This is a genomic window from Streptosporangium sandarakinum, assembly GCF_050942225.1.
Classification (GTDB): domain Bacteria; phylum Actinomycetota; class Actinomycetes; order Streptosporangiales; family Streptosporangiaceae; genus Streptosporangium; species Streptosporangium nondiastaticum.
The window spans coordinates 5,547,663-5,570,445 of record NZ_CP192034.1 but is presented as its reverse complement, the minus strand read 5'-3'; the positions used below and the strand labels follow the sequence as shown (position 1 = coordinate 5,570,445).

The 22,783-nt window shown below is 72.9% G+C and carries 18 protein-coding genes; 9 read left to right on the top strand and 9 right to left on the bottom strand.

Annotated elements, in window-relative coordinates; translation table 11 throughout:
• Positions 1-291: 291 nt before the first annotated feature.
• Positions 292-1,002 (bottom strand): M50 family metallopeptidase, encoded by a 711-nt coding sequence (locus tag ACQP10_RS25940; protein ID WP_179827350.1) that lies wholly within the window; start codon positions 1,000-1,002, stop codon positions 292-294.
• A gap of 224 nt (positions 1,003-1,226) precedes the next feature.
• Here ACQP10_RS25940 and ACQP10_RS25935 point away from each other — a divergent pair, with 224 nt between their 5' ends.
• Positions 1,227-2,369 (top strand): magnesium and cobalt transport protein CorA, encoded by a 1,143-nt coding sequence (locus tag ACQP10_RS25935; protein WP_386148431.1) that lies wholly within the window; start codon positions 1,227-1,229, stop codon positions 2,367-2,369.
• A 51-nt stretch (positions 2,370-2,420) separates the two neighbouring features.
• On the opposite strand, the gene ACQP10_RS25930 is transcribed toward ACQP10_RS25935, so the two are convergent.
• Entirely contained in the window at positions 2,421-3,044 is a 624-nt protein-coding gene (locus ACQP10_RS25930) for a hypothetical protein (RefSeq protein WP_433539899.1), read from the bottom strand.
• 168 nt (positions 3,045-3,212) lie between these two features.
• Positions 3,213-5,432, bottom strand: coding sequence for a thiamine pyrophosphate-dependent enzyme (locus ACQP10_RS25925; RefSeq protein ID WP_433539898.1), 2,220 nt, complete (start codon positions 5,430-5,432; stop codon positions 3,213-3,215).
• 197 nt (positions 5,433-5,629) lie between these two features.
• On the opposite strand from ACQP10_RS25925, the gene ACQP10_RS25920 reads away from it, so the two are divergent.
• Together ACQP10_RS25920 and ACQP10_RS25915 are read left to right on the top strand one after the other, a co-directional pair.
• A complete protein-coding gene (locus ACQP10_RS25920; RefSeq protein ID WP_346022804.1) occupies positions 5,630-6,712 on the top strand; it encodes a hypothetical protein in 1,083 nt (360 codons plus the stop codon).
• 445 nt (positions 6,713-7,157) lie between these two features.
• A complete protein-coding gene (locus ACQP10_RS25915; protein ID WP_346022803.1) occupies positions 7,158-7,670 on the top strand; it encodes a hypothetical protein in 513 nt (170 codons plus the stop codon).
• A gap of 67 nt (positions 7,671-7,737) precedes the next feature.
• Here the strand turns inward: ACQP10_RS25915 and ACQP10_RS25910 are convergent, their stop codons facing one another.
• On the bottom strand, positions 7,738-8,376 hold the full coding sequence (locus ACQP10_RS25910) for an SACE_7040 family transcriptional regulator (protein WP_433539897.1): 639 nt from the start codon (positions 8,374-8,376) through the stop codon (positions 7,738-7,740).
• Between the two features lie 101 nt (positions 8,377-8,477).
• Here ACQP10_RS25910 and ACQP10_RS25905 point away from each other — a divergent pair, with 101 nt between their 5' ends.
• From ACQP10_RS25905 to ACQP10_RS25890, 4 genes are all read left to right on the top strand, one after another.
• Positions 8,478-10,046, top strand: a complete 1,569-nt coding sequence (locus ACQP10_RS25905) for a carboxyl transferase domain-containing protein (RefSeq protein WP_399499249.1) — start codon at positions 8,478-8,480, stop codon at positions 10,044-10,046.
• Positions 10,047-10,053: 7 nt separating this feature from the next.
• Positions 10,054-12,162 (top strand): acetyl/propionyl/methylcrotonyl-CoA carboxylase subunit alpha, encoded by a 2,109-nt coding sequence (locus ACQP10_RS25900; protein WP_389996545.1) that lies wholly within the window; start codon positions 10,054-10,056, stop codon positions 12,160-12,162.
• Positions 12,163-12,244: 82 nt separating this feature from the next.
• Entirely contained in the window at positions 12,245-13,198 is a 954-nt protein-coding gene (locus tag ACQP10_RS25895; protein ID WP_179827362.1) for a hydroxymethylglutaryl-CoA lyase, read from the top strand.
• A gap of 5 nt (positions 13,199-13,203) precedes the next feature.
• Positions 13,204-14,361, top strand: coding sequence for an acyl-CoA dehydrogenase family protein (locus ACQP10_RS25890; protein WP_399499248.1), 1,158 nt, complete (start codon positions 13,204-13,206; stop codon positions 14,359-14,361).
• Between the two features lie 111 nt (positions 14,362-14,472).
• Here ACQP10_RS25890 and ACQP10_RS25885 read toward each other — a convergent pair whose 3' ends face one another.
• Positions 14,473-15,612, bottom strand: coding sequence for a DUF5685 family protein (locus ACQP10_RS25885; RefSeq protein ID WP_433539896.1), 1,140 nt, complete (start codon positions 15,610-15,612; stop codon positions 14,473-14,475).
• A gap of 297 nt (positions 15,613-15,909) precedes the next feature.
• On the opposite strand from ACQP10_RS25885, the gene ACQP10_RS25880 reads away from it, so the two are divergent.
• A complete protein-coding gene (locus tag ACQP10_RS25880) occupies positions 15,910-17,289 on the top strand; it encodes a glycoside hydrolase family 6 protein (RefSeq protein WP_399499246.1) in 1,380 nt (459 codons plus the stop codon).
• 157 nt (positions 17,290-17,446) lie between these two features.
• On the opposite strand, the gene ACQP10_RS25875 is transcribed toward ACQP10_RS25880, so the two are convergent.
• Positions 17,447-17,989, bottom strand: a complete 543-nt coding sequence (locus ACQP10_RS25875; RefSeq protein ID WP_433539895.1) for a MarR family winged helix-turn-helix transcriptional regulator — start codon at positions 17,987-17,989, stop codon at positions 17,447-17,449.
• 77 nt (positions 17,990-18,066) lie between these two features.
• Here ACQP10_RS25875 and ACQP10_RS25870 point away from each other — a divergent pair, with 77 nt between their 5' ends.
• Entirely contained in the window at positions 18,067-18,495 is a 429-nt protein-coding gene (locus tag ACQP10_RS25870) for a DoxX family protein (RefSeq protein ID WP_346022797.1), read from the top strand.
• Between the two features lie 263 nt (positions 18,496-18,758).
• Here the strand turns inward: ACQP10_RS25870 and ACQP10_RS25865 are convergent, their stop codons facing one another.
• The 3 genes from ACQP10_RS25865 to ACQP10_RS25855 form a co-directional block, all read right to left on the bottom strand.
• Complete coding sequence (locus ACQP10_RS25865) at positions 18,759-20,513, bottom strand: hypothetical protein (protein WP_433539894.1); 1,755 nt, start codon at positions 20,511-20,513, stop codon at positions 18,759-18,761.
• Positions 20,514-20,577: 64 nt separating this feature from the next.
• Positions 20,578-21,528, bottom strand: coding sequence for a carbohydrate kinase family protein (locus tag ACQP10_RS25860; RefSeq protein WP_399499243.1), 951 nt, complete (start codon positions 21,526-21,528; stop codon positions 20,578-20,580).
• Between the two features lie 7 nt (positions 21,529-21,535).
• Positions 21,536-22,474, bottom strand: coding sequence for a pseudouridine-5'-phosphate glycosidase (locus tag ACQP10_RS25855; RefSeq protein WP_355641420.1), 939 nt, complete (start codon positions 22,472-22,474; stop codon positions 21,536-21,538).
• Positions 22,475-22,783: the final 309 nt, after the last annotated feature.

Here is a 22,783-nt window from a genome sequence, read left to right as displayed (position 1 = left end):
TAAAACTCACAAGTCAAGTCATGACATTTGGTCTGACCTGCACTTATGTGAGATATATGAAAGTTGTTCGGAGAAATTCTTCGCGCCATCCTGTCGGAGGCCGAAGATGTTTCTCTTATCGACCGAAATTACCACGTTCGATGCGAGTATGAGGGTATATATCGGGTAACAGAGTTGGTTTGCCTTCTCAGGTCGTCACCGAGCGTGACGGGCCACGGAACCGGTCCGGCCGCCCCCGGCGCGGCGGGGCGACGGGGGCGGCGGCGCGGCGGGCGGGACGGCCGGCAGAACCTAGGCGGGCCAGGGCAGCGGGTTCAGCAGCCAGGCCCCGCCCGCCAGGCAGGCGCAGGCCACCAGCAGGAACAGCAGCACCCAGAACCCGCCGGGCAGGAAGGTCAGCCGGGCGAGCTGGTCGGCGTCGGAGTCGGGGGCGTGGCCGCGGCTCCGCTTGCGCCGCAGCTCCAGGATCGGCCGGACGCCGCCGAACAGCAGGAACCACACGGCCAGGCAGGCGAGGACCGCGTCCACGTCGGGCGGGGAGTACCACGTGACGGCGAAGACCGCCCCGCCGGTCGCCAGCAGGCTCACCGCGCCGAACAGGTTGCGGATCAGCAGCAGCATGGCGGCGAGCAGCCCGATCACCACCGCGATCAGGATCGCCACGTGGCCGGTGGCGGTCAGCCACGCCCCGCCCACGCCCAGCAGCGATGGGGTGACGTAGCCGGCGGCGGCGGTCAGGATCATCCCCGGCCCACGCGGCCTGCCCCGGGTCAGAGTGACCCCCGAAGTGTCCGAATGCAGCCGGATGCCCTGCAGCTTGCGCCGGGTGAGCAGCGCCGCCAGCGCGTGGCCGCCCTCGTGCGCGATGGTGATCAGTCCTCTGGACAGGTGCCACGACCCGGACCACGCCACCGTCGCCAGCGCGACCGCCGCCGACAGCAGCACGGCCCACGGGGGCGGCCCCGCCTGGGCCGCGGTCAAGGACTCCCAGACCTCGTTCAACGTTCGCCTCTCCTCAACGTCACCGGAGCAAAGCGTCCCATGGCGCTTGGTCTACCGGCGATAAGGTCGAAAGGAGACGAAGCGGAGTCCGGGGCGCCGCGGGGAGACGGAATCCGGCCGACGGGGCGGACCGCGCCCCGGTGGGTTTCCCGGTGACCGCCCGGGTAGACGGCGCGGGCACGCACAGGATCGGGATGCCCGGCGGGGCGGACGAGGAGGAGCAGGTGGCTGACCGGCGGATACTGGGCATGCGGAGCCGGATGCGCGGCCGCCCCGGCGTCGAGCGCGACTCCCCCGAACGGTCGATGGACCCCCGCTCCGCCGAGGCCGAGCCGGTCTCGACCCGGTCGCACGTCATCGACAACGCGATCTACGTCGACGGGCGACGGGTCGCCACACCGGGATCGCTGCCCGAGGCGTTCGAGTGCCTGAAGAACACCCCCGACAGCATGGCCTGGATCGGCTTCTACCGCCCCGAGGACGGGGTGATCTACAACGTCGCCGAGGAGTTCGACCTGCACGAGCTGGCCGTCGAGGACGCCATCGTCGCCCACCAGCGTCCCAAGGCCGACCGCTACGGGGAGACCCTCTTCGTGGTGCTGCGTCCGGCCCGTTACGTCGACGAGACCGAGGAGGTCGACTTCGGCGAGCTGCACCTGTTCGTCGGCCGCAACTTCGTGATCACCGTACGGCACAGCGAGGCCCCCGACCTGTCCCAGGTCCGCCGGCGCATGGAGGCCGACCCCGACCTGCTCCGCCAGGGACCCCAGGCGGTGCTCTACGCCGTCGTGGACGCGGTCGTGGACGGCTACGCGCCGGTGGTGGCCGGCCTGCAGAACGACATCGACGAGATAGAGGTGCAGGTCTTCGGCAACGAACCCGGCGTCTCCCGCCGCATCTACGAGCTGTCGCGGGAGGTCATCGAGTTCCAGCGGGCCACCCGCCCGCTGCTCGGCATGATCGAGGGGTTCATCGCGGGCGCCGACAAGTACGGGATGGACCAGGAGCTGCAGCGCTACCTGCGCGACGTCGCCGACCACGCCATCACCGTGTCGGAGCGGGTCAGCGGCTTCCGCCAGATGCTCCACGACATCCTCGTGGTCAACTCCACCATGGTCGCCCAGGCCCAGAACGAGCACATGACCCGGCTCACCGAGGCCAGCAACGCGCAGAACGAGGAGGTCAAGAAGATCTCCGCCTGGGCCGCGATCCTGTTCGCCCCCACCCTCGTCGGCACCATCTACGGCATGAACTTCGACCACATACCGGAACTGCACTGGGCCTTCGGCTACCCGTTCGCCGTGCTGCTGATGGCGGCCGTCTGCGTCACGCTCTACCTTGTCTTCAAACGCCGCGACTGGCTGTAGAACCGCTCGGCGGGGGCCCGGACCGTGGTCCCGTACCCCCGCCACGAGACATCAGTTCAGCTTGGCGAGGATCAACTCCAGCTTGCCGTCCATGGAGTCCATGCGGTTCTCCATGGCACCCATGCGGCCGTTGAGGGCGGTCATCTGGTTTTCGAGGGAGTCCATGCGGTTCTCCATGGAACCCACCCGGTCGGCCAACTCGTCGGTCTTCTGCTCGAGCCCGTCGAACCTCTTCTCCAGGCCGTCGACCTTCTGCTCCAGGCCGTCGAACCTCTTCTCCAGGCCGTCGACCTTCTGCTCCAGGCCGTCGAACCTCTTCTCCAGGCCGTCGACCTTCTGCTCCAGGCCGTCGAACCTCTTCTCCAGGCCGTCGACCTTCTGCTCCAGGCCATCGAACCTCTTCTCCAGGCCATCGACCTTCTGCTCCAGGCCATCGAACCTCTTCTCCAGGCCATCGACCTTCGTCGAGAGCGCGGAGAGGTCCTCCTTGGTGGCCATCCTGTTGAGGACTTCCTCGAACATCGGGACGGTGTACGTCATGACCTCCTCCCGGATGACCTTGGGGAGATCGTTCAGCGTCTCCTTGATGTCGGCCAGATCCGAGCTCGTCCTGAACGCCCAGGCCTCGAGGTCCGAGACGCGCCTGCGGGTGCTCTTCAGTGCCACGTCGGGCATGGTACCTCCTGGTTTTCCTCAGCGGAGGGCCGCCTGACCGGGGGGCGGGCCGAAAATCCGAAACGGTGTGGAACCAATTGAACACGTTCCGGAGTGACCTGCGGGTGCGTTCGGTGATTTTCGGAGTGCGGCCGGGTGACCGATTCTCGTGCGGGTCGCGGCGGAGGATCAGCCGAGCAGTTTGCGGGCGGCGGCCTCGATGTCGTCCTCCGACAGCAGCACGTGCCGCGAGGCGTCCCCCAGCGGGACGAAGCTGTCGGAGGAGGTCACCCGGGCGATCCTGCCGGTGAAGCCCGCGTCGAGCAGTTCGGTGACGACGCCCTCGGAGACCCCGCCGGTGCGGCGGGTCTCGTCGGCGATCAGCACGTTGCCGGTCAGCTCGGCCGCGCGCATCAGGTCGTCCACCGGGAGCGGGGACAGCCAGCGCAGGTCCACGACCCGGCAGCCGTAGCCCTCGGCGGTGAGCCGTACCGCGGCGCGCAGGCTCATCCGCACGCCGTTGCCGAACGTCACGATGGTCAGGTCGCGGCCCTCGCCGTAGCTGCGGGCCCGCCCGATCGGGACGTGCGTCTCGGCCCAGCGCGACGGCGGGGCGTACGGCGAGAGCCAGCCGTTGTCGCCGTCGTCGAACAGGTCGCGGGTGTTGTACAGGGCGATCGGCTCCAGGAAGACGCAGACGCCGCCGTCGGCGCGGGCGGCGGCCAGGCAGGCGCGCAGCATCGCGGCCGCGTCGTCGGGCCGGGCGGGGGAGGCCACGACCAGGCCGGGGATGTCGCGCAGCGCGGCGACGGAGTTGTCGTTGTGGAAGTGGCCGCCGAAGCCCTTCTGGTAGGCGTAGGAGGCGACGCGGACCACCATCGGGTTGCGGAAGGCGCCGCGGGAGAAGAACGACAGCGTCGCCGCCTCGCCCCTGATCTGGTCGAGGGCGTTGTGCAGGTAGGCGAGATACTGGATCTCGGGCACCGGCAGCAGCCCGGAGACGCCCGCGCCGAGCGCGAGGCCGAGGACGGTCTGCTCGTCGAGGAGGGTGTCGAACACCTGGCCGGCGCCGAAGCGCCGCTGAAGCCCCCGGGTGACGCCGTAGACGCCGCCCTTGCGGGCGACGTCCTCGCCGAACACCAGCATGCCGGGGTCGGCGGCCAGGGCGTCGGCCAGGGTCCGGTTGATCGCCTGGGAGAGGGTCAGCCCCCCCTCCCGCTCCGGGAGCCTGCCGCCGAACGTCTTCTCCCGGGAGGACGCGGCCGCCGAGGCGGCCGAGACGGCCGCGGCGACCCGCTCGGGCGAGCGGGGGGCCAGCGGTTCGACGACCTCGGCGGCGGAGGCGAGCCTGGGCCGCCGCGAGCTCTCCAGGGCCATCTTGAGCAGGTGCTCGCGCATCGTCTCGTAGTGCGCCAGGATCTCGTCGGGCGTGGTCAGGCCCGCCTCGACCAGCAGCCGGGCCGTGGCGACGAGCGGGTCGCGCCCCAGATCGGCGTCGATCTCGCGCTTGGTCCGGTAGGACATCTCCACGTCGGACCCGGCGTGGCCCATCAGCCGCACGGTGCGCAGGTGCAGCAGGGCCGGGGAGCGGCGGGTCCGGACGTGCTCGGCGGCCGCGGCCGCGACGTCGTGGACGTCGGCCAGGTCGCAGCCGTCGGCCGCGAAGTACGGCAGCAGCGGGTGGTGGGCGGCCTCCACCCACCCCGCGGGGGTGCGCACGCTGATGCCCAGGCCGTTGTCCTCGCAGACGAACAGCAGGGGCAGTCCCAGCCGCTGGTAGGCGGCGTAGGCGGCGGTGTTCAGGCCGGACAGGGCGCTGGCGTGGTTGACCGAGGCGTCGCCGAGGCTGCACACCGCGACGGCGTCCTGCGGCCAGGCGCCCGGCACGCCGAGCGTCCGGGCACGCTCGATGGCGAACGCCACGCCGACCGCGCGCGGCAGATGGCTGGCGATCGTGGAGGTCTGCGGGATCACGGCCAGCTCGGGGTGGCCGAAGACCTTGTGGCGACCCCCCGCGATCGGCTCCTCGGCGGCGGCGGTCAGGCCGAGCAGCACGTCGCGCAGCCCTTCCTCGGGCAGGCGCCCGGCCATCGCCGACCTGGCGAGGTAGAAGGCCCCGGAGCGGTAGTGCAGCAGCGCGGGGTCGGTGGGGCGCAGCGCCGCGGCGACCGCGGCGTTGCCCTCGTGTCCGGCGGAGCCGATGGTGTAGAAGCCCTCGCCCTGCTCGCGGAGCCGGCGTGCGGTGACGTCGAGGAGCCTGCTGCCGAGCTGGAACTCGAACAGCTCCCGGCAGCGGGCCCCGGTCAGGGTGGTGCCCTCCCGCACGGGGAGCAGGGGATCCCGCGGCGTCCCCGCGGTGAGAGCGGTCACGGCCTCGGCGAAGTGTGTCTCAACAGTGTCGCGCGCCACAGTTCGATTATGTCCTTCGCGCCGGTCGCCGTCCCGTGCTTGGCCTCTTTGACCTGCCGGGCAGCGGTGGAACGGTGTAACTGACGGCGATTCTTAACAGTTTGTCATGTTTAACAACGCATGACCTGTCTAGTACGTCTACTTGAAGTACGACGTGGCACCCTCATGCCGCGTTCAACCAACGGGAGGACACCCGAATGTTGCAACGCACCAGAGCCGCCGTCGCGCTGACCGTGGGCGTCGGGGCGCTAGCCCTGGCCCCTTCCGCCATGGCGGCCACAACGGTCTCGGCGGTAGCGGCGACCGCGGCGGACCCCGTCGTCTCCAGCGTGAAGATCGACCCCGAACCGATCGTGGTCACCGGATCGCCGGTCGGGGCGGAGTTCACCTTCACCACCTCCGGCGCCGGCAAGGTCGACTTCAAGATCAAGGCGCCCGGGGGGGACTGGACGCCCCTGGAGGTCAAGCCCGCTCCGCACGGCCTGGAGTCGAAGTGGACGGCGACCAAGACCTTCGACACCAAGGACAGGGAGGGACGGTGGAGCTACATCGCCGTCGCCCACGGTGAGGACGGCAAGGAGGACACCGAGAGCGGCCGGTTCACCGTCGACGTCAGGCGGCACCGGAACCTCGACACCAGGATCGCCGGCTTCGACGCCCGGCCCGAGCCGGTGCGCGAAGGCGCCACGTTCGGCGTCCACGGGCGCCTGCTCGTCGAGGGCCGGCACGGCTGGCAGGGCTACGGAGGCCGTACGGTCGACATCCTGTTCCGCGCCGACGGCTCCTCTCGGTGGGAGCAGGTCGGCTCCGACCGGACCGACCGGTTCGGCGGGTTCTCCGAGAAGGTGACCGCCGAGCGGTCCGGGACCTGGCGGGCGGTGTTCGGCGGCGGTCGCGGCGCCGACAGGGCCTTCAGCGGCACCGACCACGTGCGGGTCCTGGAGCCGCAGCCGGAGCCGGAGCGCGGCGCCAGCCGTGTCATCCGGTTCAACGCCTCGCCGGAGCCCGTCCGCCACGGCCGGTACCTGACCTTCACCGGCAGGCTCCAGGTCGACGACTCCGGCTGGGAGGGCTACCGCGCCAAGGTGGGCCTGTACTTCAAGCCCGCGGGGTCGAGCAAGTGGCAGCGCGTCAAGAACGCGTGGTCCAACGGGGCCGGCCACCTCTACACCAAGGCCAAGGCGTACCGGTCGGGTCACTGGAAGTTCGTCTTCGCCGGTGACGACGACTTCCGCCCCGACTCCAGCGGCAGCGACTACGTCAAGGTGATCAGGCGCTGACGCCCGCTCCGGCGCCGTCCCCCGGAGGGGCGGCGCCGGCCGACAGGGAAGCGGCCCGGGCGTTTCGGCGCCCGGGCCGTCCTCGTGCCCGGTTCCATGCGTATCCGGTACGGGCCGCGGTCCGGGAGGACGTGCCCGGGCCGTTTTTCATGATCCCGGGTGAATCCCATGCGATGGCAGGTTTTCGGGGGCGCCCCCGGCCGTCGGCCCGGTACTTTCGCGATCTAAATCTCCATATATCAGAACTCACCCCTACGGCCGCGATGGCCTGGTCTTATAGCTGAATAATGAGATATTCCTCCCCCGTCGCTCATGCGCGGATCGAGATGATCGGGCACGTTTGTCGGGGAAGCCATCCGCCTTTCTGAAGGTTGTTTTGCCGTCAGCAAACGCGGCCGGTGCGAGCATCTATTCAGAGCAGCACCGATCATGACAAGGGGGAGGAATGCTCCGAAAACTTATTCCGCTTCTGGCCGCGATCACCATGGCCGGATCGATGGCGGCCACCTCGGCGGTGGCGGCCGAGGCCGCGTCGGCGCCCGCCGATCACGCGGCGGTCGCCGGGGCCGAGGGGGCGGCCGCGGCGCGGGGGGCGGCCAAGGAGGCCGCCTGCCAGCCGGGGTCGCCGTGCGCGTACGCCAACTGCGGTCCCGGCCAGGTCTGCGTGCCCCATCCCAGGCAGTGCTTTACGATGCCGTGCCCGCAGTACGACTGCGTGCCCGCGAGCTACCCGAGGCCGCCGGTCTACTACCCGCCGTACCCGTACCCGAGGCCGCCGGTGTACTACCCGCCGTACCCGTATCCACGGCCGCCGGTGTACTACCCGCCCTACCCGAGGCCGCCGTACCCGCCGGTGGTGCGTCCTCCGTACCCGCGGCCGCCGTACCCGCCCTCGTACCCGCCTCCGTACCCGCCCCCGCACCCGCTGCCGCGTCCGATGGAGGCTCCGGGCGCCTGACACCTCCTCCGGCTCGGCGGCCCCGCCTGAGTCGTTGACGGCGGCGGACCCAATGGGTCCGCCGCCGTTAGTGTTCCTTAACCACGACCGTGGCGAGCGCCGCGCGGGCCATCCCGCGCAGCAGGCCGGCCATCAGCTCGGGCGCGAGGTCGCCCGCGCTGTGCGGCGTGGAGTTGAGCAGCCCGAAGACGGCGTGGGTGGCGGCGCGCAGCCGCGCCGCGGGGCACGAGGGGTAGATCTCGCTCAGCACGGTCACCCACTCCTCCACGTACAGCCGCTGCAGGCGCCTGATCCGGCGCCGGGCGGGCTCGGGGACGTTGCCGAGCTCGCGGTCGTGCACGGTGATCAGCGCCGGATGGCTGAGCGCGAATTCGATCTGCCCGTTGAGCAGGGCGTCCAGGGCGTGCTCGGCGTCCGGGGCCTCGGTGACGCACCTTCCCGCCGAGGCGTGCAGGCGCTCGCTGACGTCCAGCAGCATCTCGGCCAGCAGGGCCTCCTTGCCGCTGAAGTGCCGGTAGAGGGCGGGGCCCGAGACGCCGACCGCGCCGCCGATGTCCTCGATGGACACGCCGTGGAAGCCGCGCGCGGCGAACAGCGCGGCGGCGGCGTCGAGTATCTCCACGCGTCGCGAGCCGCGGGCGCGAGCGGAGGCCGGAGCGGTCGTCACCCCCGCATGGTAGACGCTGACGTTAACGATGACTAACATCTGCGGTGAAGACGACGTTGTCACCCACCGGTCCGCGGCGACGCGGCCGGGCGGCGGTCGCGGTCGTGACGGCCGGGCCGCCGCGCCGAAGAGGAGAGCGCATGAGTGGCTGGCCGGTGCTGCGAAGCACCTGCGATCCGGGCGGCGACGCCTTCAAGGCCAACGCCGAGGTCAACGAGCGGCTGGTGGCCGAGCTGCGCGAACGCGTCGCCGTCGCCGCGCTGGGCGGCCCGGAGCGGTCGCGGGCCAGGCACGTCTCGCGCGGCAAGCTGCTGCCCCGCGACCGGGTCGACACCCTCCTGGACCCGGGCTCGCGCTTCCTGGAGCTGTCCCAGCTCGCCGCGAACGGGATGTACGGCGACGACGCCCCGGCGGCCGGGATCATCACCGGCGTCGGCCGCGTCTCCGGCCGCGAGTGCGTGGTCGTCGCCAACGACGCCACCGTCAAGGGCGGCACCTACTACCCGATGACGGTCAAGAAGCACCTGCGGGCACAGGAGGTCGCCCTCCACAACCACCTGCCGTGCGTCTACCTCGTCGACTCCGGCGGCGCGTTCCTGCCCCGCCAGGACGAGGTCTTCCCCGACCGCGAGCACTTCGGCCGGATCTTCTACAACCAGGCCACCATGTCGGCGCGCGGCATCCCGCAGATCGCCGCCGTCCTCGGCTCCTGCACGGCCGGCGGCGCCTACGTCCCGGCGATGAGCGACGAGGCGGTCATCGTGCGCGACCAGGGCACGATCTTCCTGGGCGGGCCGCCGCTGGTGAAGGCCGCCACCGGCGAGGAGGTCACCGCCGAGGAGCTCGGCGGCGGCGACCTGCACTCGCGGGTCAGCGGCGTCACCGACCACCTGGCCGACGACGACTCCCACGCGCTGCGGATCGTCCGCGACATCGTCTCCACCCTCGCCCCGCGCACCCCCGCGCCGTGGGAGCGCGCCGCCTCGGAGGAGCCCGCGCACGACCCCCGCGACCTGTACGGGATCGTCCCGGCCGACACCCGCGTCCCCTACGACGTGCGCGAGGTCATCGCCCGGATCGTGGACGGCAGCCGGTTCGGCGAGTTCAAGGCCGAGTACGGCGCCACCCTCGTCACCGGCTTCGCCCGCATCCACGGCCACCCGGTGGGGATCATCGCCAACAACGGCATCCTGTTCGCCGAGTCCGCCCTCAAGGGCGCGCACTTCATCGAGCTGTGCGACCGCCGCGCCATCCCCCTGGTCTTCCTGCAGAACATCAGCGGGTTCATGGTCGGCCGGGCCTACGAGGCCGGCGGCATCGCCAAGCACGGCGCCAAGATGGTCACCGCGGTCGCCTGTGCCCGGGTGCCCAAGCTCACCGTGGTCGTCGGCGGCTCGTTCGGCGCGGGCAACTACGCCATGGCCGGGCGGGCCTACTCGCCCCGGTTCCTGTGGATGTGGCCGAACGCCCGCATCTCCGTGATGGGCGGCGAGCAGGCCGCCAACGTGCTGTCCACGGTCGGCGACGCCGACCCCGACGCCATCCGCAGGCAGTACGAGGACCAGGGCAACCCCTACTACTCCACCGCCCGCCTCTGGGACGACGGCGTCATCGACCCCCTCGACACCCGCACCGTCCTGGGCCTGGCCCTGTCCGCCGCGGCCAACGCCCCCCTCGACCCCGTCGGCTACGGCGTCTTCCGGATGTGAGTGCCCCATGACGAACCCCACAGCGAACGACCCGGCCCCGGTCCCCGCCCGGTCCGGGATGTTCGACACCGTCCTGATCGCCAACCGCGGCGAGATCGCCCTGCGCGTCATCCGGACGCTCCGGAGGCTCGGAATCCGCTCCGTCGCCGTGTACAGCGACGCCGACGCCGGCGCCCGGCACGTCCGCGAGGCCGACGTCGCGGTCCGGCTCGGCGGCGGCTACCTCGACATCGACCGGATCCTGGCCGCCGCCGCGGCGACCGGCGCCCAGGCCGTGCACCCCGGATACGGCTTCCTGGCGGAGAACGCCGCCTTCGCCCGGCGCTGCGCCGAGGCCGGCCTGGTGTTCGTCGGCCCGCCGCCCGAGGCCATCGAGGCCATGGGCGACAAGATCCGGGCCAAGGAGACCGTGGCCGCCGCCGGGGTCCCCGTCGTGCCCGGCGGCGCCGAACCCGGCGACGACCTCGTCGCGGCGGCCGAGCGGGTCGGCTTCCCCGCGCTGATCAAGCCGTCCGCGGGCGGCGGCGGCAAGGGCATGGTGCTGGTGCGCTCCGCCGGGGAGCTGCCCGAGGCGCTGGCGTCGGCCCGCCGTACGGCCGCCGCCGCGTTCGGCGACGCGACCCTGCTGATCGAGCGGTTCGTGGACAACCCCCGCCACATCGAGATCCAGGTGATGGCCGACGCGCACGGCAACGTCGTCCACCTCGGCGAGCGCGAGTGCAGCCTCCAGCGCCGCCACCAGAAGATCATCGAGGAGGCGCCGTCCCCGCTGCTCGACGACGCCGCCCGGGCCCGCATGGGCGCGGCGGCGGTCGAGGCGGCCAGGGCCGTCGGCTACGTCGGCGCCGGCACGGTCGAGTTCATCGTCCAGGGCGCCACCGGCGACTACTACTTCATGGAGATGAACACCCGCCTGCAGGTCGAGCACCCGGTCACCGAGCTGGTCACCGGCCTGGACCTGGTCGAGCTGCAGCTGCGGGCCGCCGCCGGCGAGCCGCTGCCGCTCACCCAGGAGGAGGTACGGCTGCGCGGTCACGCCGTGGAGGCCCGCGTCTACGCCGAGGACCCCTCCCGGGGCTTCCTGCCGACCGGCGGCCGGGTCCTGGCGCTGCGCGAGCCCGAGGGCGTCCGGGTCGACTCCGGCCTGATGACCGGCGGGACCGTCGGCAGCGACTACGACCCGATGCTGTCCAAGGTGATCGCCTGGGGCCCCGACCGGGTGAGCGCGCTACGGCGGCTGGACGGGGCGCTCGCCGGGACGGTCGTGCTCGGCGTGCCGACCAACGTCTCCTTCCTGCGCGCCCTGCTCACCCACCCCGAGGTGGTCTCCGGAGCCCTCGATACCGGCCTGGTCGAGCGCCACCTCGGCGAGCTCGCCGCGGGCGGGGCCGTCCCCGCCGACGTGCCGGTCGCCGCCGCCCTGCTCCTGCACCACGAGCGGGTGCCCGCCGCGCCGGCCGACCCGTGGGACGTGCCCGACGGCTGGCGGCTCGGGGACGCGGCGTGGACCGCGTGGCGGCTGGAGAGCCGCGACGGCGTGTCCGAGGTGCGGGTGCGCGGGCTCCCCGGGTCTCCCGCCGGAGCCGAGGTGCGTCCGGCCGCCGGCGGGGCCGGTGAGGACCGGGGCGCCGGGGATGCCGAGGACGCAGAGGCCGCGGGGACGGCCCGCGCCGCCGGGCCTCAGGAGGACGCCGGCGCCGTACGGGCGACGCTGGCCCTGGACGGCGACGACCTGCTCGTCACCCTGGACGGCGTCCGCAGGCGCTACGCCGTCGCCCGCGACGGCGACACCGTCTGGCTGGGCCGCGACGGCGCCGCCTGGGCCCTGACCCGCCACCACCTGGGCGACCCCGGGGATCGCGCGGGCGCGGCCGGTGCCGCCGACGGCGTGGTCCGCAGCCCCATGCCCGGCACGGTCCTGGTGGTCAAGGCCGGGGTCGGGGAGGGCGTCGCGGAGGGCCAGCCGCTGGTCATCGTCGAGGCGATGAAGATGGAGCACACCGTGACCGCACCGATCGCCGGAGTCGTCACCGAGCTGCCGGCGCGGGCCGGCCAGGCGGTCGACATGGACGCCGTCCTGGCGGTCGTCCGGCCGCACGACGAGGAGGAGCGGTGACGCGCGAGCCGTACACGGTCGCGGCGGGACGGGACACGGCGCGCGGACGGCACATCGCCGCCGCGCCGGGACGGGAGGCGTGATGCGCGAGCCGTACGCGGTCCGGGAGGCCGGGCTGCCCGACCGGGTCACGGTCTACGAGGTCGGGCCGCGCGACGGGCTGCAGAACGAGAAGGCGGTCGTTCCCGTCGAGGTCAAGGCCGAGTTCGTCGCCCGGCTGGCCGCGGCCGGGCACCGCGTGATCGAGACGACCAGCTTCGTGCACCCCAAGTGGGTGCCCCAGCTCGCCGACGCCGCCGAGCTGCTGGGCCTCGTCGAGAAGGTCCCCGGCGTGCGCTACCCGGTGCTCGTCCCCAACGAGCGCGGCCTGGACCGGGCGCTGGAGCACGGCGTCGAGGAGATCGCGGTCTTCGCCAGCGCCACCGAGACCTTCGCCCGCCGCAACCTCAACCGCACGCTCGCCTCGCAGTTCGAGATGTTCGAGCCGGTCGTGGCGCGGGCGCTGGAGAACGGCCTGCGGGTCAGGGCGTACGTGTCGATGTGCTTCGGCGACCCCTGGGAGGGCCCCACCCCGGTCGGCCAGGTGGTCGAGGTCGGCCGCAGGCTGCTCGACATGGGCTGCTTCGAGCTGTCGCTCGGCGACACGATCGGCGTCGGCACCCCCGGGCACGTCACCGCGCTGATCGGCGCGTTCGGCGGGCCCTCGCGGCTGGCGGTGCACTTCCACGACACCTACGGTCAGGCCCTGGCCAACACCCTGGCCGCGCTGCGGGCGGGCGTGACCGTGGTCGACGCCTCCACCGGCGGCATCGGCGGCTGCCCCTATGCCGACAGCGCCACCGGCAACCTCGCCACCGAGGATCTGGTGTGGATGCTGCACGGCCTCGGCGTCGAGACGGGTCTCGACCTCGCCTCGCTGGTGGAGACCAGTACCTGGCTGGCCGCGAGGCTCGGCCGTCCCAGCCCCTCCCGGGTCGTCCAGGCGCTGGGGGAGACCCCCACCGGCGGTACGGCCGACCACGACGTCAAGGAGTAGTGACGATGCCCAAGCTCGGTGACGAGTACGAGGACCTGCGCAAGACCGTCGAGGCGTTCGCCCGCGACGTGGTCGCCCCGGTGATCGGGGAATTCTACGAGCGCGAGGAGTTCCCCTACGACATCGTGCGGCAGATGGGCGCGATGGGCCTGTTCGGCCTGCCGATCCCCGAGGAGCACGGCGGCATGGGCGGCGACTACTTCGCCCTGTGCCTCGCCCTGGAGGAGCTGGCCCGGGTCGACTCCAGCGTGGCCATCACCCTGGAGGCCGCGGTGTCGCTGGGCGCGATGCCGATCTACCGGTTCGGCACCGACGCCCAGCGCGCCGAGTGGCTGCCCCGGCTGGCGGCGGGCGAGGCGCTCGGCGCCTTCGGCCTCACCGAGCCGGGCGGTGGCTCCGACGTGCCCGGCGGCATGCGCACCACCGCCGTGCTGGACGGCGACGAGTGGGTGATCAACGGTTCCAAGGCGTTCATCACCAACTCCGGCACCGACATCACCGGCGTCGTCGGGGTGGCCGCCATCACCGGCAGCCGCGCGGACGGCAGGCCGGAGATCTCCACGATCCTGGTGCCGTCGGGCATGCCCGGCTTCACCGTCTCCAAGAAGTACTCCAAGGTCGGCTGGAACGCCTCCGACACCCGCGAGCTGTCCTTCTCCGACTGCCGGGTCCCGTCGGCCAACCTGCTCGGCGAGCGGGGCAGGGGCTACGCCCAGTTCCTGCAGACCCTCGACGAGGGCCGCGTCGCCATCGCCGCCCTCTCGGTCGGCCTGGCCCAGGGCTGCGTGGACGAGTGCCTGCGCTACGTCCGCGAGCGCCAGGCGTTCGGCCACCCGATCGGCCACTACCAGGCCATCCAGTTCAAGATCGCCGACATGGAGACCCGGACCCACACCGCCCGCCTGGCCTACTACCACGCCGCCGAGCGGATGCTGGCCGGGGAGCCCTTCAAGAAGGAGGCGGCCATCGCCAAGCTCGTCTCCAGCAACGCCGCGATGGACAACGCCCGCGACGCCACGCAGATCTTCGGCGGGTACGGCTTCATGAACGAGTACCCGGTCGGCCGCTTCTACCGCGACGCCAAGATCCTGGAGATCGGCGAGGGCACGAGCGAGGTCCAGCGCATGCTCATCGCCCGCGAACTGGGCCTCGCCGACCTCTGACCCGCCGGTACGGTGGCCGGAGCGCCGGCCCGGCCACCGCGGTGAGGACCTCGGCCCGGCCCTTGACGGACGCGGCCGGGCGCTTGAGGCGACGGCGGGCTTTCCGTACGGCTAGCAGTCGCAGCCGCAGCCGTCGCAGCCGCACCCGTCCTCGCCGCAGCAGCTACAGCAGTTACAGCAGTCCCCGCAGTTCGAGCACGCGTCGCAGCCGCTGCAGTCGCAGCGGTCCCAGCACGACCTGTAGCGCTCCTCGTCCCACGGCGGCCGGTACAGCCCGCAGGTGCAGCAGGCCATCGCGGCGCACGCCATCGACAGCAGGCCCCCCGGGTCGGGCTTGAGGCGCGGGTCGCGCGGCGGCGCCTCGGGTGGTCCCGGCACCCCGGGGACCTCCCGCCGTTCCCGGCCCGCCAGGGTGAAGACGCGGTCGGCCGAGCGCCGGGTCTCCTTCACCAGCAGCGCCCGCACCAGCGTGCGCCGCTCCAGGTCGAGGTCGGCCACGGCCAGCTCCAGGCCGAGCAGCGCGTCGTCGGCGTGCCGCCGGGCGGCGGCGAGGTCGGTGCCGGAGGCCGTCAGCGGGTTGTAGGCGCCCGTCGCCCGGTCGGCGGCCAGGTCCTCCACCGCGTCGAGCAGGTGGGCCAGGCGGCCGAAGTGGCGTCCCGCCTCCATGAGCGTCTCGCGGTTGTGCGGTTTGCCGGCGAGCAGCGCCGTGTGCCCGAAGGCGGCGGCGACCGCCTCCTCGGTGGGCGCGGTGAGCGCCGGCAGCCCCAGGCCCGGGGTGCCCTCCAGCCGTGCCTGCGCCTCGGCCGCGCGCAGCAGCGGCTCGGGGGCGAATCCCAGGTCGCCGGCCGTACGGGTGCCCGCGGCGGACCAGCGGGCGGCGACCTTCCCGGCGACGAGGGCCACGGGGCGGCGGGCGTAGGCGCCGTCGCCGTCGGCGACGTGGTCGGCGACCTTGCCGGCCGCCAGGATCAGCGAGACCGCCGCGGCCAGCCGTACCCCTTCGGCCTCGGCGACGTCGGCGCCCTTGAAGCCGCGCAGGGCGCACGCCCCGGCCCGGCGGCGCGCGGCGGGGGTGGTCGTCTGCGCCTCCGTGAGGACCGAGACGAGCAGGCCGTCGTAGTTGGTCACCAACCGGGCGGCCTGGCCGTGCTCGTCCCGCAGGGCCAGGCAGAGCCCGCACAGGTGGGCCATCCACTCCTTGAACAGCCCGCCGCACATCCCGTGCCGGCACGGCCGAACGATCCCAAACACATGAGCTCCTTGGTGCGAGTGGGATAAATGGTGCCATCTATCGGTCGCACCGCCCGCAAAGATCGCGCTCGGCCCGGATCTCCTCCCCGGGCACCGGATCGTGCCCGGCCTCGGCCGCCGGCCGTCGACCCATGATCTCCGTCCTCTGCGCGAGGTGAAACTTTCACCGGTTCCGGTAGGCGTAGTCGCAGGTCGCGGATGTGGAGCGGCGGGGACGGACGGCCCTCGCTGGAGGCGGGGGAGGTGGACTCGTTAGCTTGGGAGCGCTCCCACTTCCCCCGCCCAAGGAGTCCCCCCATGCGAAGAAGGCCGATCCTGGCCGCGCTCGGCGCGGCCCTCGCCGTGGCGACCGGCGTCGCGGCGTCCGTGGCCTCCATGGCCTCAGTGGCCTCCGGCGCCGCCGCGGCCGACTCCTCCTTCTACGTCGACCCGGCCACCGGCGCGGCCAAGTGGGTCGCGGCCAACCCCGGCGACTACCGCGCGCCGGTCATCCGCGACCGGATCGCCGCCGTCCCGCAGGCCCGGTGGTTCACCACGACCAACACCTCCACCGTGCGAGGCCAGGTGTCGGAGTTCGTCGGCGCCGCCGCGAGCGCCGGCAAGACGCCCATCCTGGTGGTCTACAACATCCCCAACCGCGACTGCAGCGGCGCCAGCACCGGCGGCGCGCCGAACCACACGGCCTACCGGCAGTGGATCGACGAGCTCGCGGCGGGCCTGCAGGGACGTCCGGCGTCGATCATCCTGGAGCCCGACGTCCTGCCGATCATGACGAACTGCATGAGCTCGGCCCAGCAGCAGGAGACCAACGCCTCCATGGCGTACGCCGGGAAGAAGCTCAAGGCCGCCTCGTCGGCGGCGAAGGTCTACTTCGACATCGGCCACTCGGCCTGGCTGTCCGCCTCCGACGCCGCGGCCCGGCTGAAGGCGGCCGGCATCGCCGACAGCGGTGACGGCTTCTCCCTCAACGTTTCCAACTACCGCTGGACCTCCACCGAGGTCGCGTATGCGAAGAACATCATCTCCGCCACCGGAGTCTCCCGGCTGCGCGCCGTGATCGACACCAGCCGCAACGGCAACGGACCGCAGGGCAGCGAGTGGTGTGACCCGGCGGGCCGGGCGATCGGCACGCCGAGCACGACCGGCACCGGCGACTCGATGATCGACGCGTTCCTCTGGATCAAGCTTCCCGGCGAGTCGGACGGCTGCATCGGCCCGGCCGGGCAGTTCGTGCCGCAGCGGGCCTACGACCTGGCCATGGCGGCGCCGCAGCCCACCTCATCGCCGACCCCGACCGTCACGCCGACGGCGACCCCCACGGTGTCGCCCAGCTCCACCCCGACCCACACCTCCACGCCCCCGCCCGGCGACCGGTCCTGCGCGGCCGACTACAAGATCGTCAACTCCTGGCAGGGCGGCTTCCAGGCCGAGGTGACGGTACGGAACACCGGCGCCCAGGGCATCAGCGGCTGGACGGTGAGCTGGACCTTCTCCGGCGGCCAGACCGTCACCCAGCTCTGGAACGGGAAGTACACCCAGAGCGGGGCCGCCGTCACGGTGCGGAACACCGACTACAACGGCGCCCTCTCGTCCGGGACCACCACGTCCTTCGGCTTCACCGGCAACGCGCCCGGAGCATCCGGCGTGCCGGCCTCGGTCGGCTGCGCCGCCGCCTGACCCGGCGGCGCGGTCCCGGCACGGTACGGCTCGCGCGGACCGAGCGCCCCCGCGCGCGGGCCGTACCGGCTCTCGTCCCGCCCCGCGGCCCTCACGGCGCCGCGGGGCGGTCTCGTGCGTGCCCGCCTCGTCCCCGCCGCCCGGACGCCGGCGGCGTTCAGACGCCGGCCACGCCGGTGCCCGCCGTACTCGTCACGCCGGTCGTGCTCGTCCTGCCCGTCATGCCCATGGGGTCGTCCCCGTAGGGGGACGCCATCACCGCCGCGGCCTTGGACATGATCCGCGTCATGCCGGCCAGCTCCTCGGGGGTGAGCTGGTCGATCAGGAACGCCCGGACGACGGCCACGTGGCCGGGGGCGGTCTTCTCCAGGCAGCTCATGCCCCGGTCGGTCAGCACGGCGAGGACGCCCCGCTCGTCGGAGGGGCAGGCCGCCCGCGCGACGAGACCGCGTTTCTCCAGCCGGCCGATCTGGTAGGTGAGCCCGCTCTTGGAGACCACGGCGCTGCGTGCGAGCTCGGTCATGCGCATGCGGCGCCCGGGGGCGGCCGAGAGCTTGGCGAGGATCTCGTACTGGGCGTGGGTCAGCCCCGAGTCGGCCTTCAGCTGCTCCTCGATGCGCCGTTCAAGCAGGTGGGAGGCGGTGAGATAGGCCATCCAGGCGCTCATCTCGGCCTCGCTCAGCCATGGGGTGTCCGTCACGGATCCAGTGTATGGGTTGTTCGAATTTGAACTACCGGCTAGGTTTGGTTCAAATTCGAACTAACAAAGGAGCGGCAATGCTCGATCGGATTCGGCCCTTCGCCCTGCTGCTGGGGCGGATCGGCATCGGAGTGATCTTCCTCGTCCACGGGTGGCAGAAGTTCACCACCATGGGGATCTCCGGGACGACGGCGTTCTTCGAGCAGATCGGGATTCCGCTGCCGGGCCTGGCGGCCCCGGCGGTGGCCGTGCTGGAGGTCGTCGGCGGGATCGCGTTCATCGTCGGCGCGGCACTGCCGGTGTTCGGCGTCCTGCTCGCCCTGGACATGATCGGCGCGATCGTCTTCGTCCACGGGGCCAACGGGTTCGCGGTCGACAAGGGGGGCTACGAGTTCGTCCTGGCCCTCGCCGCGGCGGCCCTGGTCATCGGCTTCAGCGGTGGCGGGGCGCTGGCCGCGGACGGCCTGTGGCGGCGTGGCCGCCGGACCGAGGCCGTGACCGTCTGAGACGGACCCGCCCGGCACGGGAGCGTGGGCGGCCGGACACCGGACGCGTGAGGCGCGGGCGGGGAACTCCCGGAGCGGGAACGCGGGCGGGGAGCGCCCGGCACGGGGCGCGGACGGAGAACGCCCGGCACGGGAGAGCCCGTGCCACGGGGGCGGACGCCGCACGGGACCGCCGCGGTGCGATGCCGCACCGCGGCGGTGCCCACGGGACGAAGAGAACGGCCCCGCCCTCCGGGCGGGGCCGCAGGGGACGGCCGGGCGGCTCAGCCGGGAAGCTGGGCCTCCAGGCGGTAGCCGTCCACGGTGACGTACACCTGGTCGCCCGGCCGGGCGTTCAGGCGCATGAGCACCGGCTGGAGCGAGTCGAAGACCGGCTGGTCGCGCCAGACCAGCACCACCGCGTTGTCGCCGGGGCCGGTCACCGACAGGAGGGTGCCCGGGCGCATGCCGAGCCTGGTGGCGTATCCCTCGGGCACCGCCACCGGGCCGCCCCGCAGGTGCTCGCTGGTCACCTCGATCCGCTGCCAGCGGCTCGGATCGGTGACCGGACCGGAGGAGCTCGGCGGACCGGCCGGCGGGTGCAGCGGGGCCCGCCGGCTGGAGACCAGATGCGGGCGGCCGTTGCCGGACAGGGCCGACAGGGTCGCCAGCGCGGCGCGCGGGTCGATGGAGTCGGGGTTGACCTGCGGGATCGGCTGGCCGCCGCGATGGTGGTGGTGGGCGTTGGCGCCCGGGGTGCGGCGCGGGAGCTGCCCGCCCTGGCCGGGGGAGCCGGCGCCGCCCTGCGGGGCGCCCTCGCTCCCGGCAGGGGAGTTGTTGAGGGCGACCAGCCACGCCGGGGCGGAGTGGGCGCGGATGCCGAGCTGGCGCTCCATGAGCGCGACCACGTCGGCGTCGGACGGCTGCCCGGCCAGCAACTTGCGGGTCCGGTCGCGCAGGCCGCCGAGGTCGCCGACGACCAGCCAGCCGTCCTGGAGCCGCCGGTCGGGCATGAGCGTGACCAGCACCCGCCACAGCGGCGTGCGGAGCGTGGGGACCTCGACCGGGTGCGCCGGGTCGGCCGCGATGAGCTGCTCCTCGGTCGCCGCCGCGCCCAGCCACTCGGTGAGCCCGAACATGTGGCCGGTGAGCGGGGCCGACTCCGGTGAGCGCAGCCACAGCAGGATGCGCTCCTCGGCGGTGCGCTGGGCCGCCGACAGGGCGTCGCGGCCGGCGTCGAGCCTGTGGGCGAGCGCGCGCAGGCTGATCGGATCGACGGCGAACAGCCGCTCCACGGCGACCGCGAGCTCCAGCCGGTTCCAGCCGCGGAACATGTTGTCCACCAGGCGGACCAGCGGGTAGTCGCCGAGATCCACCTGCGGCCGCGCCGGCGCCTGCGCCGCGGCGGGCGCGGCCTGCGTGGCGGGCTGCGGCGCGGCGGGCGCGGGGGACTGCGCGGGCACCGAGACCGCGGGCGGCGCGGACGGCGCGGCCGGGGCCTGCCGCTCCGGAGCCGCCGGAGCCGTCGCCGGGGCGGGCGCCTGCCCGGCGGCCGGGCGGTTCTCCACGGCCGTTCCGGCGGCCGTCCCGGCCTGCTCGGCGACCCCGGAGATCCCGGGAACTCGGCCCAGCACCTCCTGGAACACGGCCGTCACCACGACCTCGGGGGCGGCCTGACCGGGCGCGCCGCCCAGGTCGGCGGAGGTCAGCCGACGCAGCCGGGCCCAGCCGCCCAGTGCGGAGATGGCCGCGCGGGCCGGCTCCGGCCACCCGGGCAGGGTGGGGTCGACGGTGTGGACGTGCAGGGCGGGCAGCACGTCGCTCAGCGGCAGGTGATCCCAGCGCGACACGGAGAGCCGGGCGAGCCGGTCGCAGATCCAGTCGAGCCCGGCGGTGCCGAGGGCCTTGGTGAGGGTGACCGAGGACCACCACCCGGCGGGCAGGCGGGGATCGGAGAGGGCTTCGGCGACCTGCTGGGGCCTGCTCCAGCGCAGGGCCGGTACCAGATCACTCAGGCAGATCGATGAATCGGCATCCATCGGTGGACCGCAACCTCCCCAAAGTGACGCATGTGGCTGATGGTGCAGCTTACGCCGCAAGCTATCAATTGGTGATAAGAGGATAAAGCTGGTTGGTACCCACTTCGGACCCGGCGAGGCACGGCCGACCGCCGACGGCGGTCACCGCCTCGGCCCCGGCCCGGCGCCCCGCGTCCAGCGCGGCCTCGTCGTCCGCCCCTCTCAGCAGGGCGGTCAACAGGCCCGCGGCGAACGCGTCACCGGCCCCGGTCGAGTCAACCACTTCCGCGGGCAGTCCGGGAACCCGGGCGGTCAACTTTCCGCCGCGGGCCATCAGCGCCCCCCGGGAGCCGAGCTTCACGGCGGCCGCGCCGTACCGCAGGCTCAGCCGCTCGGCGGCGCGCTCGGGGGAGGACTCACCGGTGAGCAGGCACGCCTCGTCGAGGTTCGGGACGATCAGCCGGGCCGACAGGGTCTCCTCGACGAACCGCCCGGCGCCGAAGGACCGCAGGAACCCCGTCGAGGCCGGATCGACGCTGGCCGTGACGCCGCGCCGGGCGGCCTCCGCCAGGGCCACCCGGGAGAGCTGGAGCCCCGGCTCGGCGAACAGGGTGTAGCCCGAGAGGTGCAGGTGGCCGACCCCGTCGAGCAGGCTCTCGTCCCAGTCGTCGATGCCGATGTGCCCGCCCGCGCCCCGGTTGGTGAGCATGGAGCGCTCGCCGGTCACGTCGACCATGGCGATCACCACCGCGGTCGGTCGCTCGGGGTCCACCCGCAGGTGCGGGCGCACCCCCCGGCGCCGCAGCTCGGCGGCGTGCCACTCGCCCGTGTCGAAGCCGACCCGGGTCAGGATCCGCGCGTCGGCGCCCAGGTGGGCGGCCCAGGAGGCCGTGTTGGCCCCCGAGCCGCCCGGGCGCAGCACGATGTCGGCGGCCGTGTCGGTGCCGACGGCCAGGTGGGCCAGGGCGGTGCCGCCGTGGAGCGCGACGACGTCGGTGACCACGTCACCGATGACCAGCAGACCGGCTGTGCTCACGGCTTCCTCAGTTTCCCCTGCTCCACGCCGCCGCGATCAGCCCGGCGACGCGGGCGTTGCCCCGCACGGCCGCCAGGTTGGCCTCCAGGGAGGCGCCGTCGGTGCCCTTGACCAGGTAGGCCAGCAGGAACGGGGTGATGGCCTGGCCGCTGACGCCCTGCCGTTCGGCCGCCTCCAGCGCCTCGGCGAGCACCCGGTCGTGCAGGGCCGGGTCGAGCTGCCGGTCGCGCGGCACCGGGTTGGCGACGATCAGCGCGGTCTCCGGCCCGCCGAGCGCGTCCTGGGCCCGCATGGCGCCCGCCGCCTCCTCCGGGGTCTCGATCCGCCAGTCCACGCGCTCGCCGGAGGTGTGCAGGTAGAAGCCGGGGAACTCGTCGGTGCCGAAACCGGCGACGGTGACCCCGCGCGTCTCCAGCCGCTGCAGGGTCGCCGGGACGTCCAGGATCGACTTCACCCCCGCGCAGACGACGGTGATGCGGGTACGGCTCAGCATGTCGATGTCGGCCGACTCGTCCTGGGTCTCGACCCAGCCGCGGTGCACGCCGCCCAGGCCGCCGGTGGCGAAGACCCGGATGCCCGCGCGGGCGGCCAGGAACGAGGTCGCCGACACCGTCGTCGCGCCGCTGGCCCGCAGCGCGGCGGCGGCGGGCAGGTCGCGGAAGCCGAGCTTGCGCAGCCCCGGCTCGGTGGCGATCCGCTCCAGCTCTCCCTCGTCCAGGCCGACGCGCGCCACCCCGTCCAGCACCGCGATCGTCGCGGGCACCGCCCCGGCGTCCCGGACGATCCGCTCCAGCTCGGCCGCGACCTCGAGGTTGCGGGGCTGGGGCAGGCCGTGGGAGATGATCGTGGACTCCAGGGCCACGACCGGGGCGCCCCGCTCCAGTGCCTCGGCCACCTCGTCGGACGGTCGGAGCACGCTTTCGATGGGCTGGTGGGTGGTACGCATGAGCGGTCTCTTGTCTCCCTGTGCGGGCCGGCTGGTCGCCCTTTTGGAACGGTGTAACCGGGATTGCTGCTTCCGGGGTGATCACGTTACGGCCGTCCCGGGGGGACGTCCACCCGTAGAGCCGCCGGAAACGCCGCGCCCGCGCGCCGGTCGCGCGGCGGGGTCCCGTCCCCTTCCCGGGGTTGACGCCTCCCACCGGCGACGGGAGCGCGGCGGCCGGTGACACCTCCCTCTCTCCGGAGGAGTACCCGCCTTACCGCCTGAGCGGTAAAGAGGAATGACCTATAGACCGTTTTGTCGCCTTCGCTA

Bases quoted from the DNA above. Each gene is read 5' to 3' on its own strand.
- ACQP10_RS25855 (WP_355641420.1), bottom strand. From the start codon at position 22,474: ATGCGTACCACCCACCAGCCCATCGAAAGCGTGCTCCGACCGTCCGAC.
- ACQP10_RS25915 (WP_346022803.1), top strand. From the start codon at position 7,158: ATGCTCCGAAAACTTATTCCGCTTCTGGCCGCGATCACCATGGCCGGA.
- ACQP10_RS25880 (WP_399499246.1), top strand. From the start codon at position 15,910: ATGCGAAGAAGGCCGATCCTGGCCGCGCTCGGCGCGGCCCTCGCCGTG.
- ACQP10_RS25920 (WP_346022804.1), top strand. From the start codon at position 5,630: ATGTTGCAACGCACCAGAGCCGCCGTCGCGCTGACCGTGGGCGTCGGG.
- ACQP10_RS25895 (WP_179827362.1), top strand. From the start codon at position 12,245: ATGCGCGAGCCGTACGCGGTCCGGGAGGCCGGGCTGCCCGACCGGGTC.
- ACQP10_RS25865 (WP_433539894.1), bottom strand. From the start codon at position 20,513: ATGGATGCCGATTCATCGATCTGCCTGAGTGATCTGGTACCGGCCCTG.
- ACQP10_RS25910 (WP_433539897.1), bottom strand. From the start codon at position 8,376: ATGTTAGTCATCGTTAACGTCAGCGTCTACCATGCGGGGGTGACGACC.
- ACQP10_RS25900 (WP_389996545.1), top strand. From the start codon at position 10,054: ATGACGAACCCCACAGCGAACGACCCGGCCCCGGTCCCCGCCCGGTCC.
- ACQP10_RS25870 (WP_346022797.1), top strand. From the start codon at position 18,067: ATGCTCGATCGGATTCGGCCCTTCGCCCTGCTGCTGGGGCGGATCGGC.
- ACQP10_RS25930 (WP_433539899.1), bottom strand. From the start codon at position 3,044: ATGCCCGACGTGGCACTGAAGAGCACCCGCAGGCGCGTCTCGGACCTC.
- ACQP10_RS25905 (WP_399499249.1), top strand. From the start codon at position 8,478: ATGAGTGGCTGGCCGGTGCTGCGAAGCACCTGCGATCCGGGCGGCGAC.
- ACQP10_RS25890 (WP_399499248.1), top strand. From the start codon at position 13,204: ATGCCCAAGCTCGGTGACGAGTACGAGGACCTGCGCAAGACCGTCGAG.